Source organism: Priestia iocasae (genome assembly GCF_016909075.1).
Lineage (GTDB): Bacteria > Bacillota > Bacilli > Bacillales > Bacillaceae_H > Priestia > Priestia iocasae.
On record NZ_JAFBFC010000001.1, the window covers coordinates 244,202 to 270,725 of the forward strand.

24 protein-coding genes, 1 other RNA gene and 2 other annotated features are annotated in these 26,524 nt (G+C 37.5%); of the genes, 22 read left to right on the plus strand and 3 right to left on the minus strand.

Translation table 11 applies throughout. The annotated features are described in order from the left end of the window. A complete protein-coding gene (locus tag JOC83_RS01150) occupies positions 1–2,199 on the plus strand; it encodes a RelA/SpoT family protein (protein WP_205182703.1) in 2,199 nt (732 codons plus the stop codon). Positions 2,200–2,212: 13 nt separating this feature from the next. Next, positions 2,213–2,653: a D-aminoacyl-tRNA deacylase gene (gene dtd / locus JOC83_RS01155; protein WP_205182705.1), complete on the plus strand. Its 441-nt coding sequence runs from the start codon at positions 2,213–2,215 to the stop codon at positions 2,651–2,653. A gap of 54 nt (positions 2,654–2,707) precedes the next feature. Here dtd and JOC83_RS01160 read toward each other — a convergent pair whose 3' ends face one another. Continuing rightward, the gene (locus JOC83_RS01160; protein ID WP_205182708.1) at positions 2,708–3,610 is read right to left on the minus strand and encodes an N-acetylmuramoyl-L-alanine amidase; all 903 of its coding nucleotides are present in this window, start codon (positions 3,608–3,610) and stop codon (positions 2,708–2,710) included. Positions 3,611–3,771: 161 nt separating this feature from the next. Here JOC83_RS01160 and JOC83_RS01165 point away from each other — a divergent pair, with 161 nt between their 5' ends. The 5 genes from JOC83_RS01165 (at position 3,772) to JOC83_RS01185 (ending at position 8,799) form a co-directional block, all read left to right on the plus strand. Next, positions 3,772–3,948 carry an RNA polymerase subunit sigma-70 gene (locus tag JOC83_RS01165; RefSeq protein WP_205182710.1) on the plus strand — a complete coding sequence of 59 codons (177 nt, stop codon included), beginning with the start codon at positions 3,772–3,774 and terminating at the stop codon, positions 3,946–3,948. A gap of 119 nt (positions 3,949–4,067) precedes the next feature. Then, positions 4,068–4,301 (plus strand) — a binding site (T-box leader). Positions 4,302–4,400: 99 nt separating this feature from the next. Further along, positions 4,401–5,672 (plus strand): histidine--tRNA ligase, encoded by a 1,272-nt coding sequence (gene hisS, locus JOC83_RS01170; RefSeq protein ID WP_205182712.1) that lies wholly within the window; start codon positions 4,401–4,403, stop codon positions 5,670–5,672. A 12-nt stretch (positions 5,673–5,684) separates the two neighbouring features. Further along, positions 5,685–7,460, plus strand: a complete 1,776-nt coding sequence (aspS, locus tag JOC83_RS01175; protein ID WP_205182714.1) for an aspartate--tRNA ligase — start codon at positions 5,685–5,687, stop codon at positions 7,458–7,460. Positions 7,461–7,557: 97 nt separating this feature from the next. Beyond that, positions 7,558–7,742, plus strand: a non-coding RNA gene (ssrS, locus tag JOC83_RS01180) — 6S RNA. Positions 7,743–8,034: 292 nt separating this feature from the next. Next, positions 8,035–8,799: a tRNA threonylcarbamoyladenosine dehydratase gene (locus tag JOC83_RS01185; RefSeq protein ID WP_205182716.1), complete on the plus strand. Its 765-nt coding sequence runs from the start codon at positions 8,035–8,037 to the stop codon at positions 8,797–8,799. A 65-nt stretch (positions 8,800–8,864) separates the two neighbouring features. Here the strand turns inward: JOC83_RS01185 and JOC83_RS01190 are convergent, their stop codons facing one another. Together JOC83_RS01190 and JOC83_RS01195 are read right to left on the minus strand one after the other, a co-directional pair. Beyond that, on the minus strand, positions 8,865–9,416 hold the full coding sequence (locus tag JOC83_RS01190) for an RsfA family transcriptional regulator (protein WP_205182718.1): 552 nt from the start codon (positions 9,414–9,416) through the stop codon (positions 8,865–8,867). Between the two features lie 188 nt (positions 9,417–9,604). Beyond that, positions 9,605–10,870: a replication-associated recombination protein A gene (locus JOC83_RS01195; RefSeq protein ID WP_205182720.1), complete on the minus strand. Its 1,266-nt coding sequence runs from the start codon at positions 10,868–10,870 to the stop codon at positions 9,605–9,607. A gap of 202 nt (positions 10,871–11,072) precedes the next feature. Between JOC83_RS01195 and cymR the strand changes: the two genes are divergently transcribed. From cymR to JOC83_RS01270, 15 genes are all read left to right on the plus strand, one after another. Beyond that, positions 11,073–11,489 (plus strand): cysteine metabolism transcriptional regulator CymR, encoded by a 417-nt coding sequence (gene cymR, locus JOC83_RS01200; protein WP_205182722.1) that lies wholly within the window; start codon positions 11,073–11,075, stop codon positions 11,487–11,489. Between the two features lie 249 nt (positions 11,490–11,738). Then, positions 11,739–12,881, plus strand: a complete 1,143-nt coding sequence (locus JOC83_RS01205) for a cysteine desulfurase family protein (RefSeq protein ID WP_205182724.1) — start codon at positions 11,739–11,741, stop codon at positions 12,879–12,881. A gap of 194 nt (positions 12,882–13,075) precedes the next feature. Continuing rightward, complete coding sequence (gene mnmA / locus JOC83_RS01210) at positions 13,076–14,188, plus strand: tRNA 2-thiouridine(34) synthase MnmA (protein ID WP_205182726.1); 1,113 nt, start codon at positions 13,076–13,078, stop codon at positions 14,186–14,188. A gap of 239 nt (positions 14,189–14,427) precedes the next feature. Beyond that, entirely contained in the window at positions 14,428–15,087 is a 660-nt protein-coding gene (locus tag JOC83_RS01215) for a tetratricopeptide repeat protein (protein ID WP_205182728.1), read from the plus strand. Positions 15,088–15,118: 31 nt separating this feature from the next. Next, on the plus strand, positions 15,119–17,476 hold the full coding sequence (recD2, locus tag JOC83_RS01220; RefSeq protein ID WP_205182730.1) for an SF1B family DNA helicase RecD2: 2,358 nt from the start codon (positions 15,119–15,121) through the stop codon (positions 17,474–17,476). Between the two features lie 152 nt (positions 17,477–17,628). Next, positions 17,629–17,820 carry a hypothetical protein gene (locus tag JOC83_RS01225; RefSeq protein WP_205184714.1) on the plus strand — a complete coding sequence of 64 codons (192 nt, stop codon included), beginning with the start codon at positions 17,629–17,631 and terminating at the stop codon, positions 17,818–17,820. A gap of 22 nt (positions 17,821–17,842) precedes the next feature. Beyond that, entirely contained in the window at positions 17,843–17,977 is a 135-nt protein-coding gene (locus JOC83_RS01230; RefSeq protein WP_205182732.1) for a DUF3918 family protein, read from the plus strand. Between the two features lie 214 nt (positions 17,978–18,191). Beyond that, positions 18,192–19,253 carry an AI-2E family transporter gene (locus tag JOC83_RS01235; protein WP_205182733.1) on the plus strand — a complete coding sequence of 354 codons (1,062 nt, stop codon included), beginning with the start codon at positions 18,192–18,194 and terminating at the stop codon, positions 19,251–19,253. A 51-nt stretch (positions 19,254–19,304) separates the two neighbouring features. Further along, positions 19,305–19,522 (plus strand) — a binding site (T-box leader). Positions 19,523–19,582: 60 nt separating this feature from the next. After that, positions 19,583–22,216: an alanine--tRNA ligase gene (gene alaS, locus JOC83_RS01240; RefSeq protein WP_205182734.1), complete on the plus strand. Its 2,634-nt coding sequence runs from the start codon at positions 19,583–19,585 to the stop codon at positions 22,214–22,216. An 86-nt stretch (positions 22,217–22,302) separates the two neighbouring features. Further along, the gene (locus tag JOC83_RS01245; RefSeq protein ID WP_110111436.1) at positions 22,303–22,572 is read left to right on the plus strand and encodes an IreB family regulatory phosphoprotein; all 270 of its coding nucleotides are present in this window, start codon (positions 22,303–22,305) and stop codon (positions 22,570–22,572) included. Beyond that, a complete protein-coding gene (ruvX, locus tag JOC83_RS01250; protein WP_205182735.1) occupies positions 22,573–22,989 on the plus strand; it encodes a Holliday junction resolvase RuvX in 417 nt (138 codons plus the stop codon). It abuts the gene before it with no gap. A 142-nt stretch (positions 22,990–23,131) separates the two neighbouring features. Beyond that, positions 23,132–23,419, plus strand: coding sequence for a DUF1292 domain-containing protein (locus tag JOC83_RS01255; RefSeq protein WP_205182736.1), 288 nt, complete (start codon positions 23,132–23,134; stop codon positions 23,417–23,419). A 182-nt stretch (positions 23,420–23,601) separates the two neighbouring features. Beyond that, on the plus strand, positions 23,602–24,696 hold the full coding sequence (gene mltG, locus JOC83_RS01260; protein ID WP_239583260.1) for an endolytic transglycosylase MltG: 1,095 nt from the start codon (positions 23,602–23,604) through the stop codon (positions 24,694–24,696). A 205-nt stretch (positions 24,697–24,901) separates the two neighbouring features. Continuing rightward, positions 24,902–25,555 carry an O-methyltransferase gene (locus tag JOC83_RS01265; RefSeq protein WP_205182737.1) on the plus strand — a complete coding sequence of 218 codons (654 nt, stop codon included), beginning with the start codon at positions 24,902–24,904 and terminating at the stop codon, positions 25,553–25,555. Beyond that, entirely contained in the window at positions 25,555–26,484 is a 930-nt protein-coding gene (locus tag JOC83_RS01270; RefSeq protein WP_205182738.1) for a peptidase U32 family protein, read from the plus strand. Before JOC83_RS01265 ends, JOC83_RS01270 begins: the two co-directional genes overlap by 1 nt. The last annotated feature ends 40 nt before the right edge of the window (positions 26,485–26,524 follow it).

The following is a 26,524-nucleotide window of genomic DNA, read 5'->3' on the forward strand; positions in this document are numbered from 1 at the left end:
ATGGCTAATGAGCAAGTGTTAACAGCGGAACAAGTCGTTGATAATGCAAGAAGATATTTGGTAGGAGAAGATATTGAGTTTGTACAACGTGCTTATGATTTTGCAAAGGAAGCACATCGTGAACAATATCGCAAGTCAGGTGAACCGTATATTATTCATCCGATTCAAGTAGCTGGAATTCTAGTTGATTTAGATATGGATCCAGAGACAATTGCTGCTGGTTTTTTACATGATGTCGTAGAAGATACAGATGTCACACTTGAAGATATAAAAGCAGCATTTAATGATGAAGTTGCCATGTTAGTAGACGGTGTAACAAAGTTAGGGAAAATTAAGTATAAATCAAAAGAAGAGCAGCAAGCAGAGAATCATCGAAAGATGTTTGTCGCAATGGCACAAGATATGCGTGTTATTTTAATTAAACTTGCTGATCGTCTTCACAATATGAGAACGCTCAAGCATTTACCTCAAGAAAAACAGCGTCGTATTTCAAATGAAACCCTAGAAATCTTTGCTCCTTTAGCACATCGTTTAGGGATTTCAAAGATTAAATGGGAGCTTGAAGATACAGCGCTACGTTATTTAAATCCACAACAATACTATCGTATTGTTAATTTAATGAAGAAAAAAAGAGCAGAGCGTGAAGAGTACCTAGATGGGGTTATTAATGAGGTTCGTGACAAAGTAAATGAAGTGTCTATTAAAGCTGAAATTTCCGGACGTCCTAAGCATATTTATTCAATTTACCGAAAAATGGCTCTACAAAACAAACAGTTTAATGAAATATATGATTTATTAGCCGTTCGAATTATTGTTAGTAGTATTAAAGACTGTTATGCCGTGTTAGGAATTATTCATACATGTTGGAAACCGATGCCTGGTCGATTTAAAGATTACATTGCAATGCCTAAACCGAACATGTATCAATCTCTTCATACAACCGTAATAGGTCCAAAAGGAGATCCACTAGAAGTCCAGATTCGAACAGTCGAAATGCATCAAATTGCCGAGTATGGAATTGCTGCACATTGGGCTTATAAAGAAGGAAAAGTAGCAAATGAGCAAGCTTCTTTCGAAGAGAAGTTAACGTGGTTTAGAGAAATTTTAGAATTCCAGAATGAATCGACGAATGCAGAAGAGTTCATGGAATCTCTTAAATTTGATTTGTTTTCTGATATGGTGTACATCTTTACGCCAAAAGGAGATGTCATTGAGCTCCCGGCTGGTTCAGTGCCAATTGACTTTTCTTATCGAATTCATTCAGAGATTGGAAACAAAACAATTGGTGCAAAAGTGAATGGGAAGATGGTCACGCTTGATTATCGTCTGAAAACAGGTGATATTATTGAAATCTTGACTTCCAAGCATTCGTATGGTCCGAGTCAAGATTGGTTAAAGCTTGCTCAAACCTCACAAGCTCGAAATAAAATTCGTCAATTCTTTAAGAAGCAAAGAAGAGAAGAGAACATTGAAAAAGGTAGAGAATTAGTAGAAAAGGAAATTCGAAACCTAGAGTTTGATCTAAAAGAAGTATTAGTGTCTGATAATATTAAGCGTGTAGCGGAGAAATTTAATTTTTCTCATGAAGATGACATGTATGCGGCTGTTGGGTATAACGGGATTACTGCAGCGCAAGTCGCGAACCGTTTAACCGAAAAATGGCGTAAAAAACGTGATCAAGAACAACAAGAAGTCACTCTTCAAGAGATTACACGCGAACCAAAGCGTATGGGTCCAAGTAAGCGTCGAGATTCCGGTGTAGTGGTCCAAGGTGTTGACAACATGCTCATTCGCTTATCAAAGTGCTGTAACCCAGTTCCAGGTGATGAAATTGTTGGATTCATTACAAAAGGACGAGGTGTTTCTGTGCATCGTGCAGATTGTACGAATGTGCACACAGACGAAGCGGAGAATCGTTTAATCCCTGTAGAATGGGAAACGGATATTAATTCAGGCAAGGAATTTAATGTTGAAATTGAAATTTCTGGATTTGATCGTCGAGGTCTATTGAATGAAGTATTACAAGCAGTCAACGAAACAAAGACTAATATTTCTGCTGTCTCGGGACGTTCCGACCGTAATAAAATGGCGACAATTCATATGTCCATTTCAATTCATAATATTAATCATCTTCATAAAGTGGTAGAGCGTATTAAACAAATAAGAGATATTTATTCAGTTCGAAGAATTATGCAATAGAGAGGATTTTGTTATGCGAGTCGTAGTGCAGCGAGCAAAAAACGCAAAAGTAACGGTTGATGAGAAAGTAGTCGGTGAAATTGAAAAAGGCGTAATGCTTCTTGTTGGAGTAACACATAGTGATACAAAAGAAGATGCTGCATATGTTGCTGATAAAATTGCTAACTTGCGAATTTTTGAAGATGAATCGCAAAAAATGAATTTATCTTTACTCGACATCAATGGAGAAGTATTATCTGTTTCACAGTTTACGTTGTACGGAGACTGTCGAAAAGGAAGAAGACCAAACTTTATGGATGCAGCCAAGCCAGATTATGCAAATGACATCTATAACACTTTTAATGAAGCTTTAGCGCAAAAAGGCTTAAAGGTAGAAACAGGCTCATTTGGTGCCATGATGGATGTTTCATTTACAAATGATGGCCCAGTAACTTTAATTATAGAAAGTAAATAAGTGAGAGAATGGACAGCGATGACAATAATCGCTGTCCATTTTTGCAATACTAGCTCATTGAGCAGCGCGTTCAGAAAAGTAAGTAACAAGACCGTTTACGATAGATGTTGTGATGGTATGTTGATAATCTAAAGAGTTAATGTAGGTCTCCTCGTTAGCGTTACTTAAAAAGCCTAACTCAATTAATGCGCTTGGCCTAGGGTTTTCTCTTAGTACATAATAGTCGCCAAACCGAACTTTTTTGTTATGAAGAGACGTTGATGTTACAAGCTCTTTATGGATATGAGAAGCGAGTGATAGATCTTCATGTTCGTTATAATAATAAGTCATAATACCTTCAACTTGATCGTTTATCATGCTGTTGTAATGTATGCTTAAAAAGACATTGTTAGCAGAAAGGCGTGATGGCATGGTGCGAGACGAAAGAGAGAGGTAAGAATCGTCTTGTCGAGTTAAAATGACGCTTGCACCTGCAGCTTTTAATTTTTGTTTCAGTAACAATACAGTTCGAAGTGTTAAATCTTTTTCATATGTTCCTTGAGTGCCAATTGCTCCTTTATCTTCTCCACCGTGTCCAGCATCTAATACAATCGTTTTATTGTTCAAAATAGTTGATTCATGTGTGAACGCTGGAACAGAGAGAGCCTCTTTCTGTTGCGGAGAGAAAGGAGAGTTGCTCGTTTCAATAACATGATCACTTGAAATCCAGCCAACGCGTTTTTCAAGTTGAACAGCGTACCATTCTCCTTGTACATCTAGTACTGAAAAAATCCTGTCTTTCTCGACTTGATTTATAATAGGAAAAGAGAGGCCTGGTCCGTTACGGACATTTAATAAATTAGCTGTCACAGATACATGAAAAAGGCTGGGCGATTGTTTGTGGTTATAAGACGATGTGAATAAAGAAAGCGCACCAAACATAAAACAGACAGTTAGCTTCATTAACCGTTTTTTCACTGCTATGAAATCTCCTTGTCGGAAAAATGGATTACGTCCTAGTATTCTCTATCAAATAAAAAATTCCTTTTAAAGTGAAAAATTGAATGAAAAGTGGGCATGATATGTAGCATATGCACCAATGGGTTCGACACTTTAACATAAGAAAGAAGGAATTTTGAATGAAATTTAGTGAAAAAGGTGAGCATTCATATCGACAAGGAAATCAATTATTCGGTGTGAATTTTCACGATTTTGTTGAAAAAGAAACAGAAGCATCATCAGTTGAGTTAGCGTCAGAGTTCGGCCTTACCTTGCGAGATGTACAAAAATTACGAAAGCATTTAAATCGTTCCTAATAATGAAAGGTGCTTGACAACGACGCTTTTCATTCGTAATATAGTAGACAATTGATTGCTACAATTTTGTTTATAAAGACCTGTTAAACGGTCAAACTAATAGATACATATTTATATCAAGAGAGCCTTTGAAGGAGAAAAGTAGGTAAGAATACACATGCAAAGAGAAGAAGTGCCCTAGGCTGAAAGCATTTCTACATGATGACTTAGCGAAAGAACACTCTGGAGGTTTCACTCTGAAACGATTTTTCTTAGTAGGAGATGAACGTTTTCGTACGTTAACGAATTGAGTGGAAGCACGTGTTTTTGTGCTTCAATTAGGGTGGTACCACGAGAAAACTCTCGTCCCTACGTTTTGTAGGGGTGGGAGTTTTTTTGTTTGCTCAAAAACGTTTGTCTAATCTGCTCATTGATAAAATATAAACTCGTTACATTGGAGGAAGAGAAGGATTATGTCAGTTCAAATACCAAGAGGAACACAAGATATCTTACCGGGAACGGTAGAATATTGGCAGTTTGTTGAACAAAAAGCACGTGAAATTTGCCGTGCGTTTAATTATCAAGAAATTCGTACACCTATTTTTGAACATACAGAGTTATTTCAACGAGGTGTAGGTGAGACAACCGATGTGGTTCAAAAAGAAATGTATACATTTGAAGATCGTGGTGGCCGTAGCCTAACACTTCGACCAGAAGGAACAGCAGCCGTTACACGTTCATATGTGACTCATAAAATGCACGGAGAAGCGAATCAACCAACGAAGCTATTTTACATTGGACCTATGTTTCGTTATGAGCGCCCACAGGCTGGTCGCTTTCGCCAGTTTGTACAATTTGGTGTAGAAGCATTGGGAAGTAACGACCCAGCAATTGACGCAGAGGTTCTTGCTTTATTAATGCAGTACTATCAATCACTTGGATTGAAAAAGTTAAAGCTGGTTATTAACAGTTTAGGCGATACGGAAAGTCGTCAAGCTCATCGTCAAGCTTTAATCGATCACTTTTCTCCACGTATAAATGAATTTTGTTCAGATTGTCAAAGTCGCCTTGAAAAAAATCCACTTCGCATTTTAGATTGTAAAAAAGATCGTGACCATGAACTAATGGCGACAGCACCATCTATTCTTGAGTATTTAAATGATTATTCAAAAGAGTACTTTGAAAAAGTTCAACAATACTTAAAGGATTTAGACATTGAATTTGTAGTCGACCCTAACTTGGTACGTGGTCTTGATTATTATAATCACACAGCTTTTGAATTAATGAGTGAAGCAGAAGGATTTGGTGCGATTACAACACTTTGTGGTGGAGGTCGTTATAACGGACTTGTGCAAAGCATCGGCGGACCAGAAACACCTGGAATTGGATTTGCTCTAAGTATTGAACGTTTATTATCTGCATTAGCAGCAGAAGGAATTGAGCTTCCTGTTTCAAAAGGTGTGGATTGCTATGTTGTGACACTTGGAGATGCAGCAAAAGATAAATCAGTCTCAATTGTAAATACATTACGTGCAGCTGGATTCGTAGCTGAAAAAGACTATCAAGATAAAAAGGTAAAAGCTCAATTTAAAGCAGCGGACCGTCATGAAGCAAAATATGTCATTGTACTAGGTGATGACGAACTTCAAAAGAATATTGTAAACGTAAAAGATATGCAATCTGGTGAACAAGTAGAAGTATCCATTGATTCATTAGTGCAACATTTAAAAGAATTACAAGCTTAAGGGGGAGCAAACATGTTAGAAAGATCCTATTTTTGTGGTGAAGTAACAGAGAAGGCAATTGGTGAAACAGTTAACTTGAAAGGCTGGGTTCAAAAGCGTCGTGATTTAGGTGGACTTATTTTCATTGATTTACGTGACCGTAGTGGGCTTGTGCAAGTTGTTTTTAACCCTGAAACATCAGGAGATGCACTAAAAATTGCGGAAGATGTTCGAAACGAATATGTTCTTCATATTGCGGGAACGGTTGTAGCTCGTGAAGGCAGCACAGTAAACGAAAATTTAAAAACAGGTAAAATTGAAGTGCAAGCAGAAAGCATTACCGTTTTAAATAAAGCGAAAACACCTCCTTTTACGATTGCTGACAACACAGATGTATCAGAAGATGTTCGCTTAAAATACCGTTATTTAGACCTTCGTCGTCCAGAAATGTTTAATGCGTTTAAGATGCGCCATAACATTACAAAAACAATTCGTACTTTTTTAGATGATAATGGTTTCTTAGATGTAGAGACACCTATTTTAACCAAAAGTACACCAGAGGGAGCACGTGACTATTTAGTGCCGAGTCGTGTACACGAAGGTGAGTTTTATGCACTGCCACAATCACCGCAAATTTTTAAACAACTTTTAATGGTAAGTGGATTTGAGCGCTATTATCAAGTAGCACGTTGTTTCCGTGATGAAGATTTACGTGCAGATCGTCAGCCAGAATTTACACAAATTGATATTGAAACATCTTTCTTAACACAAGAAGAAATCATGGAATTAACAGAGCAAATGATGGCGAAAGTAATGAGAGACGTAAAAGGAGTCGAAGTCACACTTCCATTTCCACGCATGTCTTATGATGAAGCGATGGGCCGTTATGGATCAGACAAACCTGATACACGCTTTGACATGGAATTAGTTGATTTATCTGAACTTGTTCAAGAGTGTGGATTTAAAGTGTTTAGCGGTGCAGTACAAAGTGGTGGACAAGTAAAAGCCATTAATGTAAAAGGTTCAGCTGCGAACTATTCACGTAAAGATATTGATGCATTAACGGAATTTGTATCTGTGTACGGAGCAAAAGGATTGGCATGGTTAAAAGTAGAGGAAGACGGCTTAAAAGGTCCAATTGCGAAGTTCTTTAACGAAGAAGAGCAAAAACAGTTTGCGGACACGCTACAAGCAGAAGCTGGTGACCTTTTATTATTTGTTGCAGACAAAACGTCTGTTGTAGCAGATGCATTAGGAGCACTTCGCTTAAAGCTAGGAAAAGAACTAGGCCTGATTGATGAGTCAAAATTCAACTTCCTATGGGTAACAGACTGGCCATTGCTTGAGCATGATGAAGAAGAGGGTCGTTACTATGCAGCTCATCACCCGTTTACAATGCCAGTTCGCGAAGATCTACCATATTTAGATAGTGAGCCTAGCAAAGTACGCGCACAAGCATATGATTTAGTGTTAAACGGATATGAGCTTGGTGGGGGATCATTGCGTATTTATGAGCGCGACATTCAAGAAAAAATGTTCGAAACGTTAGGATTCTCAACAGAAGAAGCTTATGAGCAATTTGGATTCTTACTTGAAGCGTTTGAATATGGTACACCTCCACACGGTGGAATTGCATTAGGTCTTGACCGCCTTGTGATGTTATTAGCAGGTCGCACAAACTTACGTGATACAATTGCATTCCCTAAAACAGCAAGCGCAAGCTGCTTATTAACAGAAGCGCCAGGACAGGTAAGTGAAGCTCAATTACAAGAATTAAACCTTGCAATCACGAAGAAAAAAAGGGAATAAAGATAGGTATTTATATACAAAAATTTCCTTTTAAATTGTGACAATCGATCTGATTGCAAAGTGCAATTTTCTATGGTAAGATACATTCAAGAATTAAATAGTCCTGATGTGTTCGTCTTCATTCCTTTTATTTTGACCTAACATTTTTTGATTGGGAGCTTGGAGTTTTCGATCAGCGTACATGCCTTTATTTAAAGGACTTACAATGATTGAAGCAGAGCACCCACCTGCCGAGAGCGGGTTCAAAACATTGGTATGTAGGACGGCACGATTGGGACTATACATACCTTACAAACGATTACCCCTATGCAGCTAACATGCATAGGGGTTTATTTTGTAGTGTGAAGAGTAGTTAAGGATATTAAGTATTTTAAGTATTATTACGTAGCAGCCATGTTTGTGAAACGAGAACATAAGAAAACCTACAGATTTACTTGCTTTTCATCGGAAATGTGATATATTCTAAATCGTGTGCAATTGACAAAGGTTTCGTTGTTTGCTGTTTGTAGAAAAGGGAAAGCTATCACTATACAACAGTGAATGAATATAGATGAAAGGCGGAGTGTTACACAGCATGTTACATCAATTTTCGCGTAACGAATTAGCTATCGGTAAAGAGGGCTTAGATACATTAAAAGGAAGTACAGTTGCGATCTTAGGGATTGGCGGTGTTGGGTCTTTTTCAGCAGAAGCACTTGCACGTTCTGGTGTAGGTCGTCTTATTTTAGTGGATAAAGATGACGTGGATATTACGAACGTCAATCGTCAGATTCATGCATTATTATCGACGGTTGGACAACCTAAAGCAGACTTAATGAAAGCGCGTATTGCGGATATTAATCCAGATTGTGAAGTTATTTCATTGAAGATGTTTTACACAGAAGAAACGTATGAAGATTTCTTCAGCTATCAACCTGATTTTGTAGTAGATGCATCGGACACGATCTCATATAAGATTCACTTAATGAAAGAATGTTTAAAACGCAATATTCCCATCATCTCAAGTATGGGTGCTGCTAACAAAATGGACCCAACTCGTTTCCGTATTGCAGATATCTCAAAGACCCATACAGATCCAATTGCAAAGGTTGTTCGCACACGCTTGCGTAAAGAAGGTATTCGTAAAGGGATTAATGTAGTCTTTTCTGATGAGCGTCCAATCGTCATCCGTGAAGATATTCGCAAAGAAGTTGGAAACGATCAAGCGCAAATTCGTAAAGCGAAAATGCCACCTTCTTCAAATGCATTTGTTCCTTCAGTTGCAGGTTTGATTATGGCTGGGCACGTAATGAATGAATTATTATCAAACATTCAAATTCGTCGTGTTGGTGACGAATAAACCATAACAAAAAGAGTCTATGTTAAAGGGAAGAGCGTGTCCCGCTTCACATAGACTCTTTTTTATTAATTGGATTGTTCATTAAATAATACTTCTTTTCGAGCGTGCTCCATGATTTTAAGTAATGCTTCATAATCTTCATGGATGGTTGTCTGTTGTTTGGATAAACATGCTATTTTTTCTTTCAATTGTTTATTGGTTTTTAGTAATGCGTCTTTTTCTTCTTTTAATTCTTTATTTTTAAACTGTAAGTGATGAATTTGTTTGATATCGTCTTTTAGAGTATTTAAATAACCAATGACTTCATCAAAAGAAAAGTAACGGTCGTTAGTAGGAGAAGAGGTCGGATTTTTCTCTTTAATTGTCTTAGTGTTAGTGGTCATTGCAGCTCGTTTGCGTTCTTTACGCTCCTTTTTAGCTAGCGAAATAGCATGATTATAATTTTTTCGTACCTCTGCATTCCATCTAAATCCACAAGCTGCAGATGTTCGATTAAGTTTATCTCCAACTTCGTCGAAGGCTGCTAACTGTGTAAAACCATCCCTTATATAGCTCAATACAGTTTCGGCTAGGAGCACATCATCTTCGTGAGTCCAAGCATCTTGCCTCACTTTCATTCTCTCAACTCCTATTGTTTGAAGATTTGGCTTTGTACATATTCCTTTATATGCTTACCAACCAAATAGCTGTCTATACATCTAGTAAAATGAAAGATGATTCCATCAGAAGAGCGATATAAAAAGTGTTCAAATAAACTCCCCTTGCCTATCATTAAAATAAATAGACAAGAGGAGAGGGTTGCTGATTATCTAGTTAGATTATGATAAATGTGGGAAAGTGCTTGTTCAAATTTACCTGTTTGTTTCGGTGTGTAGTATTTTTTATTTTTGATGGAATTAGGCAAATATTGTTGCTTTACCCATCCAGATTCATAGTCATGAGGATATAAATAAGCTAGTCCTCGTCCTAACTGATTGGCCCCTTTATAATGAGCATCCTTGAGGTGAGGAGGGACCTCACCTGCTAGTCCTTTTTTTATGTCTGCAATAGCCTCGTCTAGGGCTTTGTATGCTGAATTTGACTTTGGTGACAAGCATAGTTCAATCACTGCATTAGCTAACGGAATTCTTGCTTCTGGGAAGCCTAGTCGCTCTGAAGCTTCAATAGCTGATAGGGTGCGAGCTCCTGCTTGAGGGTTTGCTAATCCGATATCTTCATATGCAATGACTAATAGTCGACGATTAATGCTAATTAAATCCCCAGCCTCAATCAATCGTCCTAAGTAGTGGAGGGCGGCATTTACATCGCTCCCTCGTATCGATTTTTGAAAAGCCGATAACACGTCGTAGTGCGCATCTCCGCCTTTATCGTGATCAAAATACTTTTTTTGTAAGCATTCTTCAGCTGTAGAGAGGGAGATAATTGTTTCATTTTCTTTGTTGGGTTCGGTTGATAATATGGCTAATTCTAATGCACCTAATGCAGCTCGGACATCTCCGTTGCATCCTGTTGCAAAATGGTTCATTGCTTCGTCCTCGATATGGATAGTTTGGTTTCCATATCCATGTGTTGTATCCTTAATCGCTCTTGTTAAAGCTGTTTTAATATCGCCTGGTTGCAGCGGCTTTAATTCAAAGATTTGACATCGACTTCGAATAGCTGGATTAATTGCATGATAAGGGTTGCTCGTGGTAGCTCCAATTAAAATAATCATTCCGTTTTCAAGGTACGGTAATAAAAAGTCTTGTTTTGCTTTATCAAGGCGGTGTACTTCATCAAGAAGTAAAATGACTTTTCCTGACATTTTTGCTTCTTCTGCTACAATTTCCATATCTTTTTTATTATTAACAACAGCATTTAATTGTCGAAACGCAGTTTTGGTGCTTTTAGCGATTGCGGTAGCGATTGTTGTTTTTCCTGTTCCCGGTGGTCCATATAAAATCATCGAGGTTAAGTGATTTGCCTTTACCATGCGATGAATAATTTTGCCTTCACTTACTAAATGTTGTTGACCAATTACGTCCTCTAAATGTGTGGGACGCATTCGAAATGCAAGTGGTTTTTTTGTCATCATTAACCTCTCCTACTGTTTTGTCCATAAATTCTATTATAGTGGAAGTAGAACCTAAAATGCATCCGATAGGAATAGTATGTTATAATGTCAACATCCTTATTTTTATTAAACGTAATAATGAGTAGACAAATGAAGCTTGTTGTTATAAATATGAATGAACAAAATAGATTTTTTTGAGATATAGAAGGGGTGCACAAGTATGAAAATATCGACAAAAGGTCGTTACGGTTTAACCATTATGATTGAATTGGCAAAGCGTTTTGGAGAAGGGCCAATATCACTAAAAACCATTGCACAAACACATGATTTATCAGAGCATTACCTAGAGCAACTGATTTCACCATTACGTAATGCAGGTTTGGTAAAAAGTGTACGAGGTGCTTATGGAGGATATATTTTAGCGAATGAACCCGCTACAATTACAGCAGGGGACATTATTTCCGTGTTAGAAGGACCAATCAGTCCTGTAGAAGGCTTAGAAGATGAAGAGCCAGCTAAAAGAGAGCTTTGGATTCGCATTCGTGATGCAGTAAAAGAAGTATTAAATAGCACTACATTAGAAGACTTAGCAAATTATTCAGATGGAGAACAAGAATCTTACATGTTTTATATTTAAGGTGTTCTCTATATATAGGGGCTGTGTCAAGAGGAGTGAAAAGCACCTCTTTCATCCAGCTCGCGACATCCCTTGCTACCTGAATCCAATCATCTCATTGGATAGGTGGGCAAGGGATGTTGCATGAAGTTATTCTTTTTCTCAATTTACTATCTATTGAACAGGTTTTAGTGCAGGTTTAACATATAAAAAAATAGAGTGATTATGAAAGAATCGGTGAGGATAAAAGTAGGAAAAGGAGTGATCGTAATGGATCGAATTTATGTAGATCATGCAGCAACGTCTCCTATGCATCCAGCAGTTATAGATAAGATGACAACGTTCATGCATGAATATTTTGGAAACCCATCAAGCATTCATCATTTTGGACGTGAAAGTCGACGTTTCTTAGATGAAGCGCGTCAAACAATGGCATCAAGTATTGGAGCTCGTGCAAACGACATTATTTTTACAAGTGGTGGAACAGAAGCTGATAATATGGCATTGATAGGAGTTGCATTAGCGAATCGTCATAAAGGAAATCATATTATTACAACTCAAGTTGAACACCATGCTATACTACACACATGTCAATATTTAGAGCAACAAGGATTTGACGTTACGTATTTACCTGTGAACGATAAAGGTGAAGTAACGGTTAAAGATGTTAAAAACGCTTTAACCGATCAAACGATTATTGTATCTGTTATGTATGGAAACAATGAAGTAGGAACCATTCAGCCAATTAAGGAAATTGGAGAGCTTTTAAAAGAGCATCAAGCATATTTTCATACTGATGCAGTGCAAGCTTATGGATTAATTCCGTTGAATGTGCAAGAATTAGATGTCGATCTTCTATCCGTATCTTCTCATAAGATTAATGGACCGAAGGGGATTGGCTTTTTATATGCATCACCTTCTGTTACGCTGTCACCGCTCCTTTTTGGTGGAGAACAAGAGCGTAAGCGACGAGCAGGTACAGAAAATGTTACAAACATTGTAGGTTTTGAAGAAGCTGTTAAGATCTCTCAACATACTCTGCAAAAGCGAGCAGATGAATATAAAGCATATAAACAAGTAATGGTGAACGTGTTTGAAGAAGAGGGAATTTCATTCTCCATGAATGGATACCTTGATCAATCGTTACCACATGTACTAAACGTTTCGTTTCCAGGCACAAATGTGGAATCGATGCTTGTAAACCTAGATTTAGCTGGTATTGCAGCATCAAGTGGTTCAGCATGCACTGCGGGGTCTATTGATCCTTCTCACGTCTTGGTTGCTATGTTTGGAAAAGGATCTGATCGTCTCGCATCCTCTATCCGATTCAGCTTTGGATTAGGCAATACAGCGGAACAAATTGAAAAAGCAGCACGCGAAACAGCTAAAATTGTCAAACGCCTAACGAAGTAAGAAAAGTGCAGCAAGCGCGATCAGCCTGATAGGGCATTGGAGTTCCTGAGAAGAAGTTGCTCTTTAACTTCGCAGGAAGGAGCGAACTGACCGTAGAGGCTAGCTTGCGAAACTAGACAATAAGAAAAGTGTAGCGAGCTGGGTCATCCTCATAGGAAAGTTCATTTGAAAATAAATAATTGGAGGTGGAGAAGTTGACAAAAGCACCTAAAGATACGCGCGTTGTTGTTGGGATGAGTGGAGGAGTGGATTCCTCTGTTGCAGCTCTTCTTTTAAAACAACAAGGATATGACGTAATTGGAATTTTTATGAAAAACTGGGACGACACAGATGAAAACGGTGTGTGTACGGCAACAGAAGATTATAACGATGTGATTCGTGTATGTAATCAAATTGGTATTCCTTATTATGCAGTCAACTTTGAAAAACAATATTGGGATAAAGTATTCACATACTTTTTAGATGAGTACAAAGCAGGGAGAACACCAAACCCTGATGTCATGTGTAACAAAGAAATTAAGTTTAAAGCATTTTTAGAACATGCGATGACATTGGGAGCAGACTATTTAGCGACAGGTCACTATGCGCGTGTAGCATATCGTGATGGCGAATATAAGATGCTTCGTGGTGTTGATGAAAATAAAGATCAAACCTATTTCTTAAATCAATTAACACAAGACCAATTATCAAAAGTCATGTTCCCTATTGGTGAAATTGATAAATCAAAGGTACGTGAAATTGCTAAAGAAGCAGGTTTAGCAACAGCTACGAAAAAAGACAGTACAGGTATTTGCTTTATCGGAGAACGTAACTTTAAAGAATTTTTAAGTCAATACTTACCTGCTCAACCAGGTGTGATGCAAACGCTTGATGGTGAAGTGAAAGGTAAGCACGATGGTTTAATGTATTACACAATCGGTCAACGCCATGGTTTGGGAATTGGCGGAAGCGGTGAGCCTTGGTTTGCAGTCGGAAAAGATTTAGAGAAGAACATCCTTTATGTAGATCAAGGGTTCCATAACGAGTTGCTTTACTCTGAATCCATTACTGCTACAAATATAAGTTGGGTAAATAAGAAGGATTTAACAGAGCCACTTACATGTACAGCAAAATTCCGCTATCGTCAAGCTGACAACAAAGTAACGGTTGAAAAGATTGATGAAAATCAAGTGAAAGTCACATTCCATGAACCAATTCGTGCCATCACACCTGGACAAGCCGTTGTATTCTATAATGGTGACGAGTGTTTAGGTGGAGGCACAATCGATAAAGTCTTTAAAAATAACGAACAAATCTGGTATGTATAAAGAAAAGTGTAGCTAAACAGTAAGAAAATGGTAGCAAGCTCATTCCGTCTCATAGGACGTTAGAGACACGGGAAAAAGCTGCTCTAAAGCAACGCAAGCAAAGAAGTTTTATTGGCTTTCTTAACAGAGATGTGTTTTGGTCTCTGTTAAGAAAGCCTTCTTTTTATGTTATAATTACAGTGGGTAAAATGAAAGACAAGTTTATTTTTTACATAAAAGAAGTGTAACGGAGTGATTAGATGACGGACAAAAACCAATTAGGTATTGAATATATGAGAGAAGGTAAATTTGAAGAAGCAGCAAAGGTATTTTCCGAGGCAATCGAGGAGAATCCGAAAGATCCAATTGTATATGTGAACTTTGGAAACTTGTTAGCAGCGGTAGATGAACTGGACCGAGCGCTAAAATTTTATGAACGTGCTATTGAAATCGATGATACAGTAGCTACTGCTTATTACGGAGCAGGGAGCGTGTATTTTAATTTAAATCAGCTAGAGCAAGCTAGACACTACTTCGAATTAGCGATGAAAAAGGGACTAGATTCATCAGATGTTTATTTCATGCTTGGGTTAACACTATTTCATAGTGACCAACTGCGTTTTGCCTTGCCATACTTACAACGAGCGGTGGAACTAAACGAACATGATGCTGAAGCACGTTTTCAATATGGACTATGCTTAGCTCAATTGGAAATGGTAGAAGAATCGATTGAACAAATGAATATGGTCGTAGAGCAAGATCCTGAGCATGCAGATGCATACTATAACTTAGGTGTTGCTTATGCAATGAAAGATGAAAAAGAAAAAGCGATTCAACTGTTTGATCGAGCACTAGAAGTACAGCCTGATCATATGCTGGCTAGTAATGGTAAGCGTGTCTTAACTACGTTAGAGCACTAAAAACGTGTAAGTGAGGAAAGGGGTGAATGACATGAGTGAAAATACGATGAGCCCTTTAGAAGACAATCGCAATTACATAAAAGGAACCGCTATTGTTACTGTTTTTCATAACGAAGAGAACTTGTATAATGTTACGCGCATTCGTGTAAAGGAAACGAATATCGCTCTTGATGAAAAAGAGGCAGTAGTCACCGGTTACTTTCCTCGGTTACATGAAGATGAAGTATATACGTTTTATGGCTATCTAAAAGATCACCCTAAATTCGGGCTGCAGTTTCAAGTTGAGCAATTTAAAAAGGAGCTTCCTCAATCAAAGCAAGGTGTTATTCAGTATTTATCTAGTGATCTTTTTGAGGGAATTGGAAAAAAGACAGCCGAGAATATTGTAGAGGCGCTAGGTGAAAATGCCATCTTGAAAATTATGCAAGATCCTTCTTCGTTAAAGAAAGTAAAACGTTTATCTGAAGAAAAAGCGACTTCTTTAGTGAATCAGCTTCGAGAACATCAAGGCTTAGAAGAGATTATGATAAAATTGACGGATTATGGATTTGGTCCTCAATTATCGATGAAAATTTTCCAAGCTTACAAACAAGATGCATTAGACATTGTTCAAAATCAACCGTATCAGCTTGTTGAAGATATTCAAGGAATTGGATTTGCTCGTGCAGATGAGCTTGGTAAAAAACTTGGAATGGCAAGTAATCACCCTGATCGATTGCGTGCCGGAGTTTTATATGTTATTGAACAAGAATGTAACCAAATGGGACATGTTTATGTAACAATAGATCAGCTATTGGCTCGTACAAAAGAGCTTCTTCAACATCATCGTACAGATCAGATTGATGAAATGGATATGACGCGAGAAATAGAAGGGTTAAAGCAAGATAAGAAAATCATTATTGACGAAGAGCGCATCTATTTTCCCCCTTTGTTTTATTCTGAAAAAGGGTTAGTAAAGTCAATTCAACAACTTCTTTCGCAAACTCAGTACGAAGACCAGTTTCCAGAGTCAGAATTTTTGCTTGCTTTAGGGGAATTAGAAGAACGTCTTGGGGTACAATATGCACCATCGCAAAAAGAGGCGATTCAAACTGCCTTGCAATCGCCTATGCTCCTTTTAACGGGTGGTCCAGGTACAGGGAAAACGACTGTTATTAAAGGAATTGTTGAGCTGTACTCAGAGCTTCACGGTTGTTCCTTAGAGCCAAAAGATTATAAAAAAGATGAGGTATTTCCTGTTTTGCTTGTTGCTCCAACAGGGCGTGCAGCAAAACGAATGAGTGAAGCGACAGGACTTCCGGCTGTTACCATTCATCGTCTATTAAAATGGAACGGTCAAGAAGGATTTGATCACAATGAAGACAATCCAATTAAAGGAAAGATGCTCATTGTTGATGAAGTCTCGATGGTTGATTTATGGTTGGCTCATCAGCTATTTAAATCCTTGCCTGATGATGTACAAGTCATTTTAGTAGGAGACGAGGATCAGTTACCTTCTGTAGGACCTGGCCAAGTGTTGAAAGATTTATTACAATCAAATTCCATTCCAACCGTTCGTTTAGTTGATGTATATCGCCAAGCTGAAGGTTCATCAATCATTGATCTTGCACACGATATAAAAAAAGGAATTGTTCCGAAAGATTTAGCCAACCCTCAAATAGATCGCTCTTTTATTAAATGTCATTCATCACAAATAGCAGATGTGGTGAAAAAAGTTTGTGCAAATGCAGTCAAAAAAGGCTACTCTCCGAAAGATATTCAAGTATTAGCACCGATGTATAGAGGACCAGCAGGAATTGATCGGTTAAACGTTGAGTTGCAAGAGTTGTTTAATCCAAAACAAGAAAAGAGACGGGAGATTAAGCATGGAGATGTAGTTTATCGTCCTGGTGATAAAGTACTTCAGCTTGTCAATCAACCGGAGAGTAATGTGTTTAATGGAGATATGGGTGAAATTGTATCCCTTTTTTATGCAAAAGAAAACACAGAAAAACAAGATATGCTTGTCATCTCTTTTGATGGAAACGAAGTGACGTATACAAAACAAGATTTCAATCAAATTACGCATGCTTATTGTTGTTCTATTCACAAATCACAAGGTAGTGAATTCCCAATTGTTGTTCTCCCAATTGTAAAAAGTTATTACCGAATGTTGCGAAGAAATTTAATTTACACGGCTGTGACAAGAAGTAAACAATTTCTTATTCTATGCGGAGAAGAAGAAGCATTTCAATTAAGTGTGAAACGCAATGATGACGGAATAAGGCAAACGAATTTGTTGAAGCTGTTAGGAGAACAAATCAACAACGAAATCGAAGACGATGAAGTACCGTTTATGAAAGATGCAAATATTGGCATGGAAAACGTTACGCCGTATGATTTTATGTAACTATCCATACGATAAGGTTAGTTAAATAATTGAACAATTATTTAACTGCCATCCTGTTTTCTTTAACAGCTGTTCGGCCCTTTCTATTGTATAAAAATAGTAAAAATGGACATAATGCGTTACTAATAGATAACGAAAAAGAGGTGTCCATTTTGTTTAGGTGTCCGAATTGTAAAAGCATTGATGTGGGCAAAATTGGTGTCAATCAATATTACTGTTGGAACTGCTTTATTGAAATGACCATTTCAAAAGGACAGGTAAATACACATCAAGTTGAAGAGGATGGAACGTTGAGTTCATTAGATGACTTATTTTCAGATGATGAGCGTTCAGTGAACTTTTAATCCTTTATAGGGAGGAAGTACAATGAATAAAATTATTCCTTCAATGGTTGCCTTTGGAATTGGAGCTTATGCATATAAAGTTGCAGAAGGTCGAGATTTATTAACGAAGCGTAACATGAAAAGAATGCGCAAGCGTATGATGAAAACGTTCCGTTAACAAAAATGAGAGGGTGGGACAAGGATAAACTCCTTGTCCCACCCTTTTAAGATTATTTAAAAATCCTTACCCATAAAATCCAGTAAAATGAATGGATAAATAGGTAAGGGTTTTTGTTGTGGAACTCGTTTTTGTTTTATCGTGTTGTGAACAATATTCTCTTATATATATATTCTCTCCTTTTTGTACACACTAATGTGGAGGAGGGATTTTGTTGCGAGAAGTATCATTTAGATGGTTTTACCGTTTAGGTATTGTGTTATTAGTGCTGCTTTGTATTTTTGTCTTTTTTAAAATTCAGTTTCTTTGGTTACCATTCGTTGGCATGGTTTTTAAAGCAATTTCTCCCTTTCTAATTGCAGCATTTATTACATACTTGCTCCACCCCATTATTGAAAAAATACATGAAAATGGCCTACCTAGACCTTTAGCTATTCTTATTATCTATTTGTTTTTCTTTGGAGGAATTGGTTATGGAATCTATAAAGGATTTCCACTCTTTCTTGCTCAATTAAAGGATTTAAACGAGCAGCTCCCTCAACTAACCACTTTATATAAAGAATGGATGACAGAGATTCATGAGCGTACCTCTACATTACCAAACGGAGTTCATGAGCGAATTGAAGAGGGGATTGATGATTTAGAAAGAGCTGTTGATTCTTTAGTCACACGCTTAATGGAAGGAGTTAAATCGCTTCTCAATGCATTTATTGTCATTGTTATCATCCCATTCATTGTTTTTTATATGCTAAAAGATGTCACGCTTATCAAGAAGGCGGCAGCTTTTTTAACTCCGCCAAAATGGCATGAGCCAGGCAAACGATTTTTACATGATGTCAATGAATCACTAGGAAATTATATTAGAGGACAGTTTTTTGTTTGTTTAATTATTGGTGGAATCGCTACACTAGTGCTGTGGCTATTTCACGTTCCATATGCGCTTTTATTAGGCACCATTATTGGTATTACGAATGTTATTCCTTATTTCGGTCCGATTATTGGTGCAATTCCTGGAGCTATCATTGCAGCTACCATCTCAACAAAACTTGTCATTATCGTATTGTGCGTTGTGTTTTCACTACAGTTTTTAGAAGGTAACGTTCTCTCTCCTTTAATTGTTGGAAAAAGTCTACACATTCATCCTTTGTTCATTATGTTTGCTCTTCTTTTAGGAGGAGAGCTTGGAGGAATCATTGGCCTTATTTTAGCCGTTCCTATTCTCTCGGTTTTAAAAGTTTCCATTCTTCATTTGCGTACTGATGTTTTCAAACATTGACAAAGGGTGTGTAATTTGTCATAATATCGCCATAAGAAACCGTTACATAACTGTAAATCGATGAAGGATCGAGTATGTTACAGCCCATCTTTTTCAGAGAGGAATTTCCATGGCTGAGAGAAATTCTAGATGAAGAGTAACAGAACGCTAATCTGGAGTGCAGATAAACTCTGCCGTAATGGCTACGTTAAAGCTATTGAGGTGATGAACCATTTACGAAAATGGTTCATAATCAGGGTGGTACCGCGAGCAAAACTCTCGTCCCTGTTATGGGATGAGGGTTTTTTTGTATGCAAAAAAGTAAGTTATTTTATTAGGAGGTTATTGAAATGAAAAAATTGACATCAGCTCAAGTTCGTCAAATGTATTTAGATTTTTTTCAAGAAAAAGGACACGATGTAGAGCCAAGCGCTTCCCTTGTTCCACATGAAGACCCTTCCCTTTTATGGATTAACAGTGGAGTAGCAACACTAAAAAAATACTTTGACGGTCGTGTTGTTCCTGAAAATCCACGTATTTGCAATGCGCAAAAATCAATTCGTACAAATGATATTGAAAATGTAGGGCAAACAGCTCGTCACCATACATTCTTTGAAATGTTAGGGAATTTCTCAATCGGTGATTACTTTAAAGTAGAAGCCATCGAGTGGGCTTGGGAGTTCCTAACAAGTGATAAATGGATTGGATTTGATCCTGAAAAATTATCCGTTACGATTCACCCTGAAGATGAAGAAGCATTTACAATTTGGAATGAAAAAATGGGCGTTCCAAAAGAGCGCATTATTCGTTTGGAAGGTAACTTCTGGGATATTGGTGAAGGCCCAAGTGGTCCAAATACAGAAATTTTCTATGATCGTGGTGAAGCGTATGGAAATGATGTAAATGACCCTGAGCTTTACCCAGGTGGAGAAAATGAGCGTTACTTAGAAATATGGAACTTAGTGTTTTCACAATTTAATCATAACCCAGATAACACATACACTCCGCTTCCAAAGAAGAATATTGATACAGGTATGGGGTTAGAGCGTATGGTATCTGTTATTCAAGATGTACCAACGAACTTTGATACAGATCTTTTTATGCCCATTATTGAAGCAACAGAAAGCATTTCTGGTGAGAAATATCGTACAGATGTAGAAAAAGATGTGGCATTTAAAGTTATCGCTGACCATGTTCGTACGGTGACATTTGCAGTAGGAGATGGTGCTCTTCCATCAAATGAAGGACGCGGTTATGTATTGCGTCGTCTATTACGTCGTGCTGTTCGTTATGCGAAAAAGCTAAACATTAATCGACCATTTATGTATGAACTCGTTCCTGTTGTGGCTGAAATTATGGTTGACTTCTATCCAGAAGTAAAAGGAAAAACAGACTTTATTCAACGCGTGATGAAAAACGAAGAAGAGCGTTTCCATGAAACGTTAAATGAAGGTCTTGCAATCTTAGCGACAGTTATTAAGAAAGAAAAAGATAAAGGTAGCAATACAATTGAAGGCACAGATGTGTTTCGCTTATACGATACGTACGGTTTTCCAGTAGAACTAACGGAAGAGTATGCAGAAGATGAGAACATGAAGGTTGATCACGAGGGCTTTGAACGTGAAATGGAAGCACAGCGTGAGCGTGCTCGTGCAGCTCGTCAAGATTCTAACTCCATGCAAGTTCAAGGTGGCATGCTAGGTGATCTAAAAGTAGAGAGTGCATTTGTAGGTTATGATAAGTACACGGTTGAAACATTTGTTGAGGCAATTGTTATAAATGGTGATTTAGTTGAAGAAGCCAAAGCTGGTGAAGAAGTACAAGTGATCTTAAAAGAAACACCTTTCTATGCAGAAAGTGGTGGACAAATAGCTGACCAAGGTACAATCCAAAATAGTACAACACAAGCGATTGTAAAAGACGTTCAAAAAGCACCAAATGGTCAACATTTACACACAGTTCAAATTGTAGAAGGTACACTTTCAAAAGGTGACACATATACAGCTCAGGTTCATCAAGAAAAGCGTGGTCACATTGTTAAAAATCACACTGCGACACACTTATTGCACCAAGCATTAAAAGATGTACTAGGAACGCATGTTAACCAAGCTGGTTCGTTAGTAACGTCGGATCGTTTACGTTTTGACTTCTCGCACTTTGGACAGGTGACACAAGAAGAGATTGAGCAAATTGAAACGATTGTGAACGAAAAGATTTGGAATAGCATTGACGTGCAAATTGAAAATAAATCATTAGATGAAGCAAAAGAAATGGGAGCAATGGCTTTATTTGGTGAAAAATATGGTGACATTGTACGCGTTGTTCAAGTTGGTGAGTACAGCTTAGAATTATGTGGTGGTTGCCACGTTCCGAATACATCAGTCATTGGCTTGTTTAAAATTATTTCGGAATCAGGAATTGGAGCAGGAACACGACGTATTGAAGCTGTAACAGGTGAAGCTGCTTACAAACTAATGAATGACCAAGTGTTATTATTAAAAGATGTTGCTACAAAAATTAAGGCAAACCCTCGTGATATCATGACACGTGTAGAAGGACTTCTTGATGAAATTCGTCAATTACAACGTGAAAATGAGTCATTAGCTACAAAATTAAGCAACATTGAAGCAGGGAGCCTTGTAGATCAAGTAAAAGAAATTGATGGTGTGAACGTGCTTGCTGCTAAGGTGAATGGTACAGATATGAATAATCTCCGTGCCATGATGGATGATTTAAAACAAAAATTAGGTTCGGCAGTTGTTGTTTTAGCATCGGCACAAGAAGGGAAAGTAAATATTATAGCGGGTGTTACCAAAGATTTAATTGACAAAGGTTATCATGCAGGAAAGCTTGTAAAAGAAGTTGCGTCTATTTGTGGCGGTGGCGGTGGTGGCCGTCCAGATATGGCTCAAGCAGGTGGTAAAGACCCAAATCAAATTGATAACGCACTAGCATTTGTAGAAGAATGGGTGAAATCCGTTTAATTCTCGCTTTTCTTGGTGTACAATATTAGATAAGAGTGAACAGAATTCATAGTGCGTCTATTAAAAAGAGAGTGAGGTGGAAAAAAATGAGTTCATTTGATCAAACAATGAAATTCAATTTTCCTGAGGATTCAGCCGACACTAGTGTACATGAGGTGTTATTTACTGTCTATGACGCTCTTCAAGAGAAAGGATATAATCCGATTAACCAAATTGTAGGCTACCTATTATCTGGAGATCCAGCTTATATTCCTCGTCATCAAGATGCACGTAACATCATCCGCAAATTAGAGCGCGATGAGTTAATTGAAGAACTTGTTAAATCATACTTAAAACATCATCGAGAGGATTCATAAATGCGCGTACTTGGTTTAGACGTTGGCACGAAAACAATTGGTGTAGCTGTCAGTGATGAAATGGGCTGGACTGCACAAGGAATTGAAACAATTAAAATGCCGGAAAATCAAATGAAGCAATCGCTTCCTAGATTAAAGGAGTTAATTGATGAATATTCCGTTGAGAAAATTGTTGTTGGATTGCCGAAAAACATGAATGGAACAATCGGTCCACGTGGAGAAGCATGCTTACAATTTGCAGAACTTCTTAAAAAAGGTTTTAATATAGAGACCATTATGTGGGACGAGCGTCTTTCAACAATGGCAGCAGAGCGAGTATTACTATCTGCTGACGTTAGTCGAAAAAAACGCAAAAAAGTAATCGACAAAATGGCTGCTGTCATGATTCTGCAAGGATACCTAGACAGTAAGCAGTAAGAAAAGTGTAGCAAGCTCCTCATAGTTACAGCTAGACTAAGACAAACGAAAAACCATTACCTTGTGCAGTTAGCAACTAAAGGGCTAGCGTAACAAGATAATAGAGAGAAATAACTTTACTACAAAGAAGAGGTGCAATAATATGTCAACACATGGCGAAAAACAAATTACAGTTGTAGATGAAAATGGAAATGAACAATTATGCGAGGTTCTTTTCACATTTCAATCAGAAGAATTCGGTAAATCTTATGTTCTTTACTATCCAATGAGTAGCGAACAAGATGACGATGAAGAAATTGAAATTCATGCTTCAGCTTTCGTTGAAAGTGATAATGGTGAAGACGGAGAGCTTCAACCAATCGAGACGGAAGAAGAGTGGGATATGATTGAAGAAATGTTGAATACGTTCCTTGATGAGGAAGAAGCGTAAAAACAATTAGAAGAAAAGCATAGCCGTAGCTAGACAAAAACACCCTGCTAGTCTTAGACTAGCAGGGTGTTTTTATGCTTGGAAAAAGTTTATCTACAGCAATATAGAGTAAACTTGTATGAATATGACGAAATATAAGATAATTTGTAGTATAATAGTGCGCATGAGAGGAGGTTGTTTACTTGTCTCACCAAATTTTTAATGAACGACCGAAACGAAAAATAATTAAATGGATGATAGGACTACTACTTGCTTTTGTGGTCATTGCTGGTGGAGGAGCTCTATATGTTCAATCCGCATTAAAGCCGGCAGAAAAGCATAGTGGAGAAGAAGTTGAAGTAGTTATTCCAAGAGGCTCTTCTGCAGCTTCAATTGGGCAAATTCTTGAACAGAAAAAGTTGATTAAGAACAAAGATATCTTTCGCTTTTACGTAAGAGTGAAAAATATATCAGGATTTCAAGCTGGCACGTATGTATTTTCACCTTCGATGAGTGCTCATCAAATGATTGACATGATGAAATCAGGAGATGTTACTCGGACGCCTAAGGTTCAGCTGACGATACCAGAAGGTAGACAACTAAGTGAAATTGCAGAGGTTTTTGAGAAACATACATCCTATACAAAAGAGCAAGTAATGGAGAAAGTGCAGTCTAAAGAATTTGTTGAAGAGATGAAAAAGAACTATCCAAAAACCATTACAAATGAAGTTGATAAAAAGGACATTAAGTATGCACTTGAAGGTTACTTATATCCCGCTACCTATTCATTTTATAATGAAGATGTTTCATTAGATGAAATGTTGGCTACAATGATAGGTAAAACAGATGAAGTTATCAAAAAATACGAAGAAGAAATGAAAGAAAAAGCCTATACCCCTCACCAGCTTTTAACGATGGCATCACTTATTGAAGAAGAAGCTACAGAAAAAGTTGATCGTGAAAAGATTGCGAGTGTGTTCTATAATCGAATAGATGAGAATATGCCCTTGCAAACAGATCCAACAGTGCTCTATGCGTTAGGTGCACATAAAGACCGTGTACTTTATCGAGATTTAGAAGTCGATTCTCCGTACAATACGTACAAGGTAAAAGGGATTACACCAGGCCCAATCTCCAATGCTGGTGAGATGTCGATTAAGGCAACCTTAAAACCAGCGGAAACAGACTATCTATACTTTCTAGCAACTCCAGAAGGAGAAGTTATCTTTACCCGTACGTTAAAAGAGCACAACAAACAAAAAAATATTCATATTACTGGAAAAAGAGATACAGATTAGAAAACCAGCGATGGTAATTAATGGGGAGGAGTGCCGATTTTTCGCATTCCTTCTCTTTTTATGTTAAAATATATCGGGTTTACGTTAAAAAGAAAAACTTATATAATGTATAAGTTGTTTAACGGTAAATACTAGATTTAGCTAACAAGTAAAGAAGACAATACTCTTTATTTATATATTGTTGAATTGATCGGGGGAAGCATTGTTGCTTTTACAAAATGTTGAGCATTATGTAGAACAGCTTATTCCAAAACGAAATGAGCTTATCGAAGAAATGGAGCACTATGCTCAAGAACATGGTGTACCTATTATGGAATTGATAGGAATTGAGACACTTTTGCAACTTCTTCGACTGTATAACCCAGAACGTATATTAGAAATTGGAACAGCTATTGGGTATTCTGCTATTCGCATGGTAACGGCTTTACCAGACACCAAAGTTGTAACAGTTGAAAGAGATGAAGAGCGATATGAAAAAGCTCTTCATTTTATTGAGCGAGCAAATAAAGCAAATCAAATTCATACGTTATTTGGTGACGCTTTTGATTTGCATGAACAAATTGTAGCAGAAGGTCCTTATGATACAGTATTTATTGATGCAGCTAAGGGACAATATCAGCGCTTTTTTGAGCTATACGTGCCATTATTAAAAGAAGGTGGCGTTATCATTTCAGATAATGTCTTGTTTAAAGGCTATGTAGCTCAAGATGTGGAAGAAATTAAAACAAGAGGCGCTCGTAGCTTAACACGCAAATTACAAGCTTATAATGAATGGTTGATGAATCATCCTGGTTTCTACACAACCATTTTACCAATTGGTGACGGAATTGCGATTAGTATTAAAAGAGGTGACAAATGATGAAAAAACCAGAATTATTAGTAACACCTACTGCTGTAGGAGACATAGAAGCGTTAATTGATGCTGGAGCAACAGCATTGATGATTGGCGAGCAACGATACGGATTACGTTTAGCAGGAGAGTTTAAGCGAGAAGACATCGTTGAAGCTGTAAATATTGCGCATCCAAAAGGTGTAAAAGTGTATGTAGCAATGAATGCCTTATTTCATAATGATAAAGTAGCTGAGCTAAATGAATATATTTTGTTCTTAAAAGAAGCAGGTGTAGATGCAATTGTGTTTGGAGATCCAGCTGTCTTAATGGCTGTACGTGAGACAGCTCCAGAAATGAAGTTGCACTGGAACACAGAAACAACAGCAACGAACTGGCATACTTGCAACTATTGGGGACGTAAAGGCTCAAAACGTGCTGTATTAGCAAGAGAGTTGAGCATGGATGCAATCGTTGAAACGAAAGAAAATGCAGAAGTGGAAATCGAAGTGCAAGTACACGGGATGACCTGTATGTTCCAATCGAAGCGTTCTTTATTAGGAAATTATTTTGAATACCAAGGTAAAGTCATGGAGATTGAAAACCGTAAGCTTGAAAAGGATATGTTCCTATTAGATAAAGAACGAAGCAATAAATATCCAATTTATGAAGACGAGAATGGTACACACATTATGAGTCCGAATGATATGTGTATTATCGATGAGTTATCTGACATGATTGATGCTGGCGTTGACTCATTTAAAATTGATGGTGTATTAAAATCACCTGAATATATCATTGAAGTTACAAAGAAATATCGTAAAGCGATTGATCTTTGTGTGGATAATCGTGACGAATACGAAGACATCAAAGATGACTTATTAGCTGACATTGAAGAAATCCAGCCAATGAACCGTCCACTAGACACAGGTTTCTTCTTCAAAGAAACGGTTTACTAAGAAAAGTGTAGTGAGCTTGATTATGTCCATAGGATGTTAG

What these genes read in the sequence shown, in the direction of transcription:
- JOC83_RS01150 (WP_205182703.1), top strand. Translation starts at nt 1, where the DNA reads ATGGCTAATGAGCAAGTGTTAACAGCGGAACAAGTCGTTGATAATGCA.
- dtd (WP_205182705.1), top strand. Translation starts at nt 2,213, where the DNA reads ATGCGAGTCGTAGTGCAGCGAGCAAAAAACGCAAAAGTAACGGTTGAT.
- JOC83_RS01165 (WP_205182710.1), top strand. Translation starts at nt 3,772, where the DNA reads ATGAAATTTAGTGAAAAAGGTGAGCATTCATATCGACAAGGAAATCAA.
- hisS (WP_205182712.1), top strand. Translation starts at nt 4,401, where the DNA reads ATGTCAGTTCAAATACCAAGAGGAACACAAGATATCTTACCGGGAACG.
- aspS (WP_205182714.1), top strand. Translation starts at nt 5,685, where the DNA reads ATGTTAGAAAGATCCTATTTTTGTGGTGAAGTAACAGAGAAGGCAATT.
- JOC83_RS01185 (WP_205182716.1), top strand. Translation starts at nt 8,035, where the DNA reads ATGTTACATCAATTTTCGCGTAACGAATTAGCTATCGGTAAAGAGGGC.
- JOC83_RS01190 (WP_205182718.1), bottom strand. Translation starts at nt 9,416, where the DNA reads ATGAAAGTGAGGCAAGATGCTTGGACTCACGAAGATGATGTGCTCCTA.
- JOC83_RS01195 (WP_205182720.1), bottom strand. Translation starts at nt 10,870, where the DNA reads ATGACAAAAAAACCACTTGCATTTCGAATGCGTCCCACACATTTAGAG.
- cymR (WP_205182722.1), top strand. Translation starts at nt 11,073, where the DNA reads ATGAAAATATCGACAAAAGGTCGTTACGGTTTAACCATTATGATTGAA.
- JOC83_RS01205 (WP_205182724.1), top strand. Translation starts at nt 11,739, where the DNA reads ATGGATCGAATTTATGTAGATCATGCAGCAACGTCTCCTATGCATCCA.
- JOC83_RS01215 (WP_205182728.1), top strand. Translation starts at nt 14,428, where the DNA reads ATGACGGACAAAAACCAATTAGGTATTGAATATATGAGAGAAGGTAAA.
- recD2 (WP_205182730.1), top strand. Translation starts at nt 15,119, where the DNA reads ATGAGTGAAAATACGATGAGCCCTTTAGAAGACAATCGCAATTACATA.
- JOC83_RS01230 (WP_205182732.1), top strand. Translation starts at nt 17,843, where the DNA reads ATGAATAAAATTATTCCTTCAATGGTTGCCTTTGGAATTGGAGCTTAT.
- alaS (WP_205182734.1), top strand. Translation starts at nt 19,583, where the DNA reads ATGAAAAAATTGACATCAGCTCAAGTTCGTCAAATGTATTTAGATTTT.
- JOC83_RS01245 (WP_110111436.1), top strand. Translation starts at nt 22,303, where the DNA reads ATGAGTTCATTTGATCAAACAATGAAATTCAATTTTCCTGAGGATTCA.
- ruvX (WP_205182735.1), top strand. Translation starts at nt 22,573, where the DNA reads ATGCGCGTACTTGGTTTAGACGTTGGCACGAAAACAATTGGTGTAGCT.
- JOC83_RS01255 (WP_205182736.1), top strand. Translation starts at nt 23,132, where the DNA reads ATGTCAACACATGGCGAAAAACAAATTACAGTTGTAGATGAAAATGGA.
- JOC83_RS01270 (WP_205182738.1), top strand. Translation starts at nt 25,555, where the DNA reads ATGAAAAAACCAGAATTATTAGTAACACCTACTGCTGTAGGAGACATA.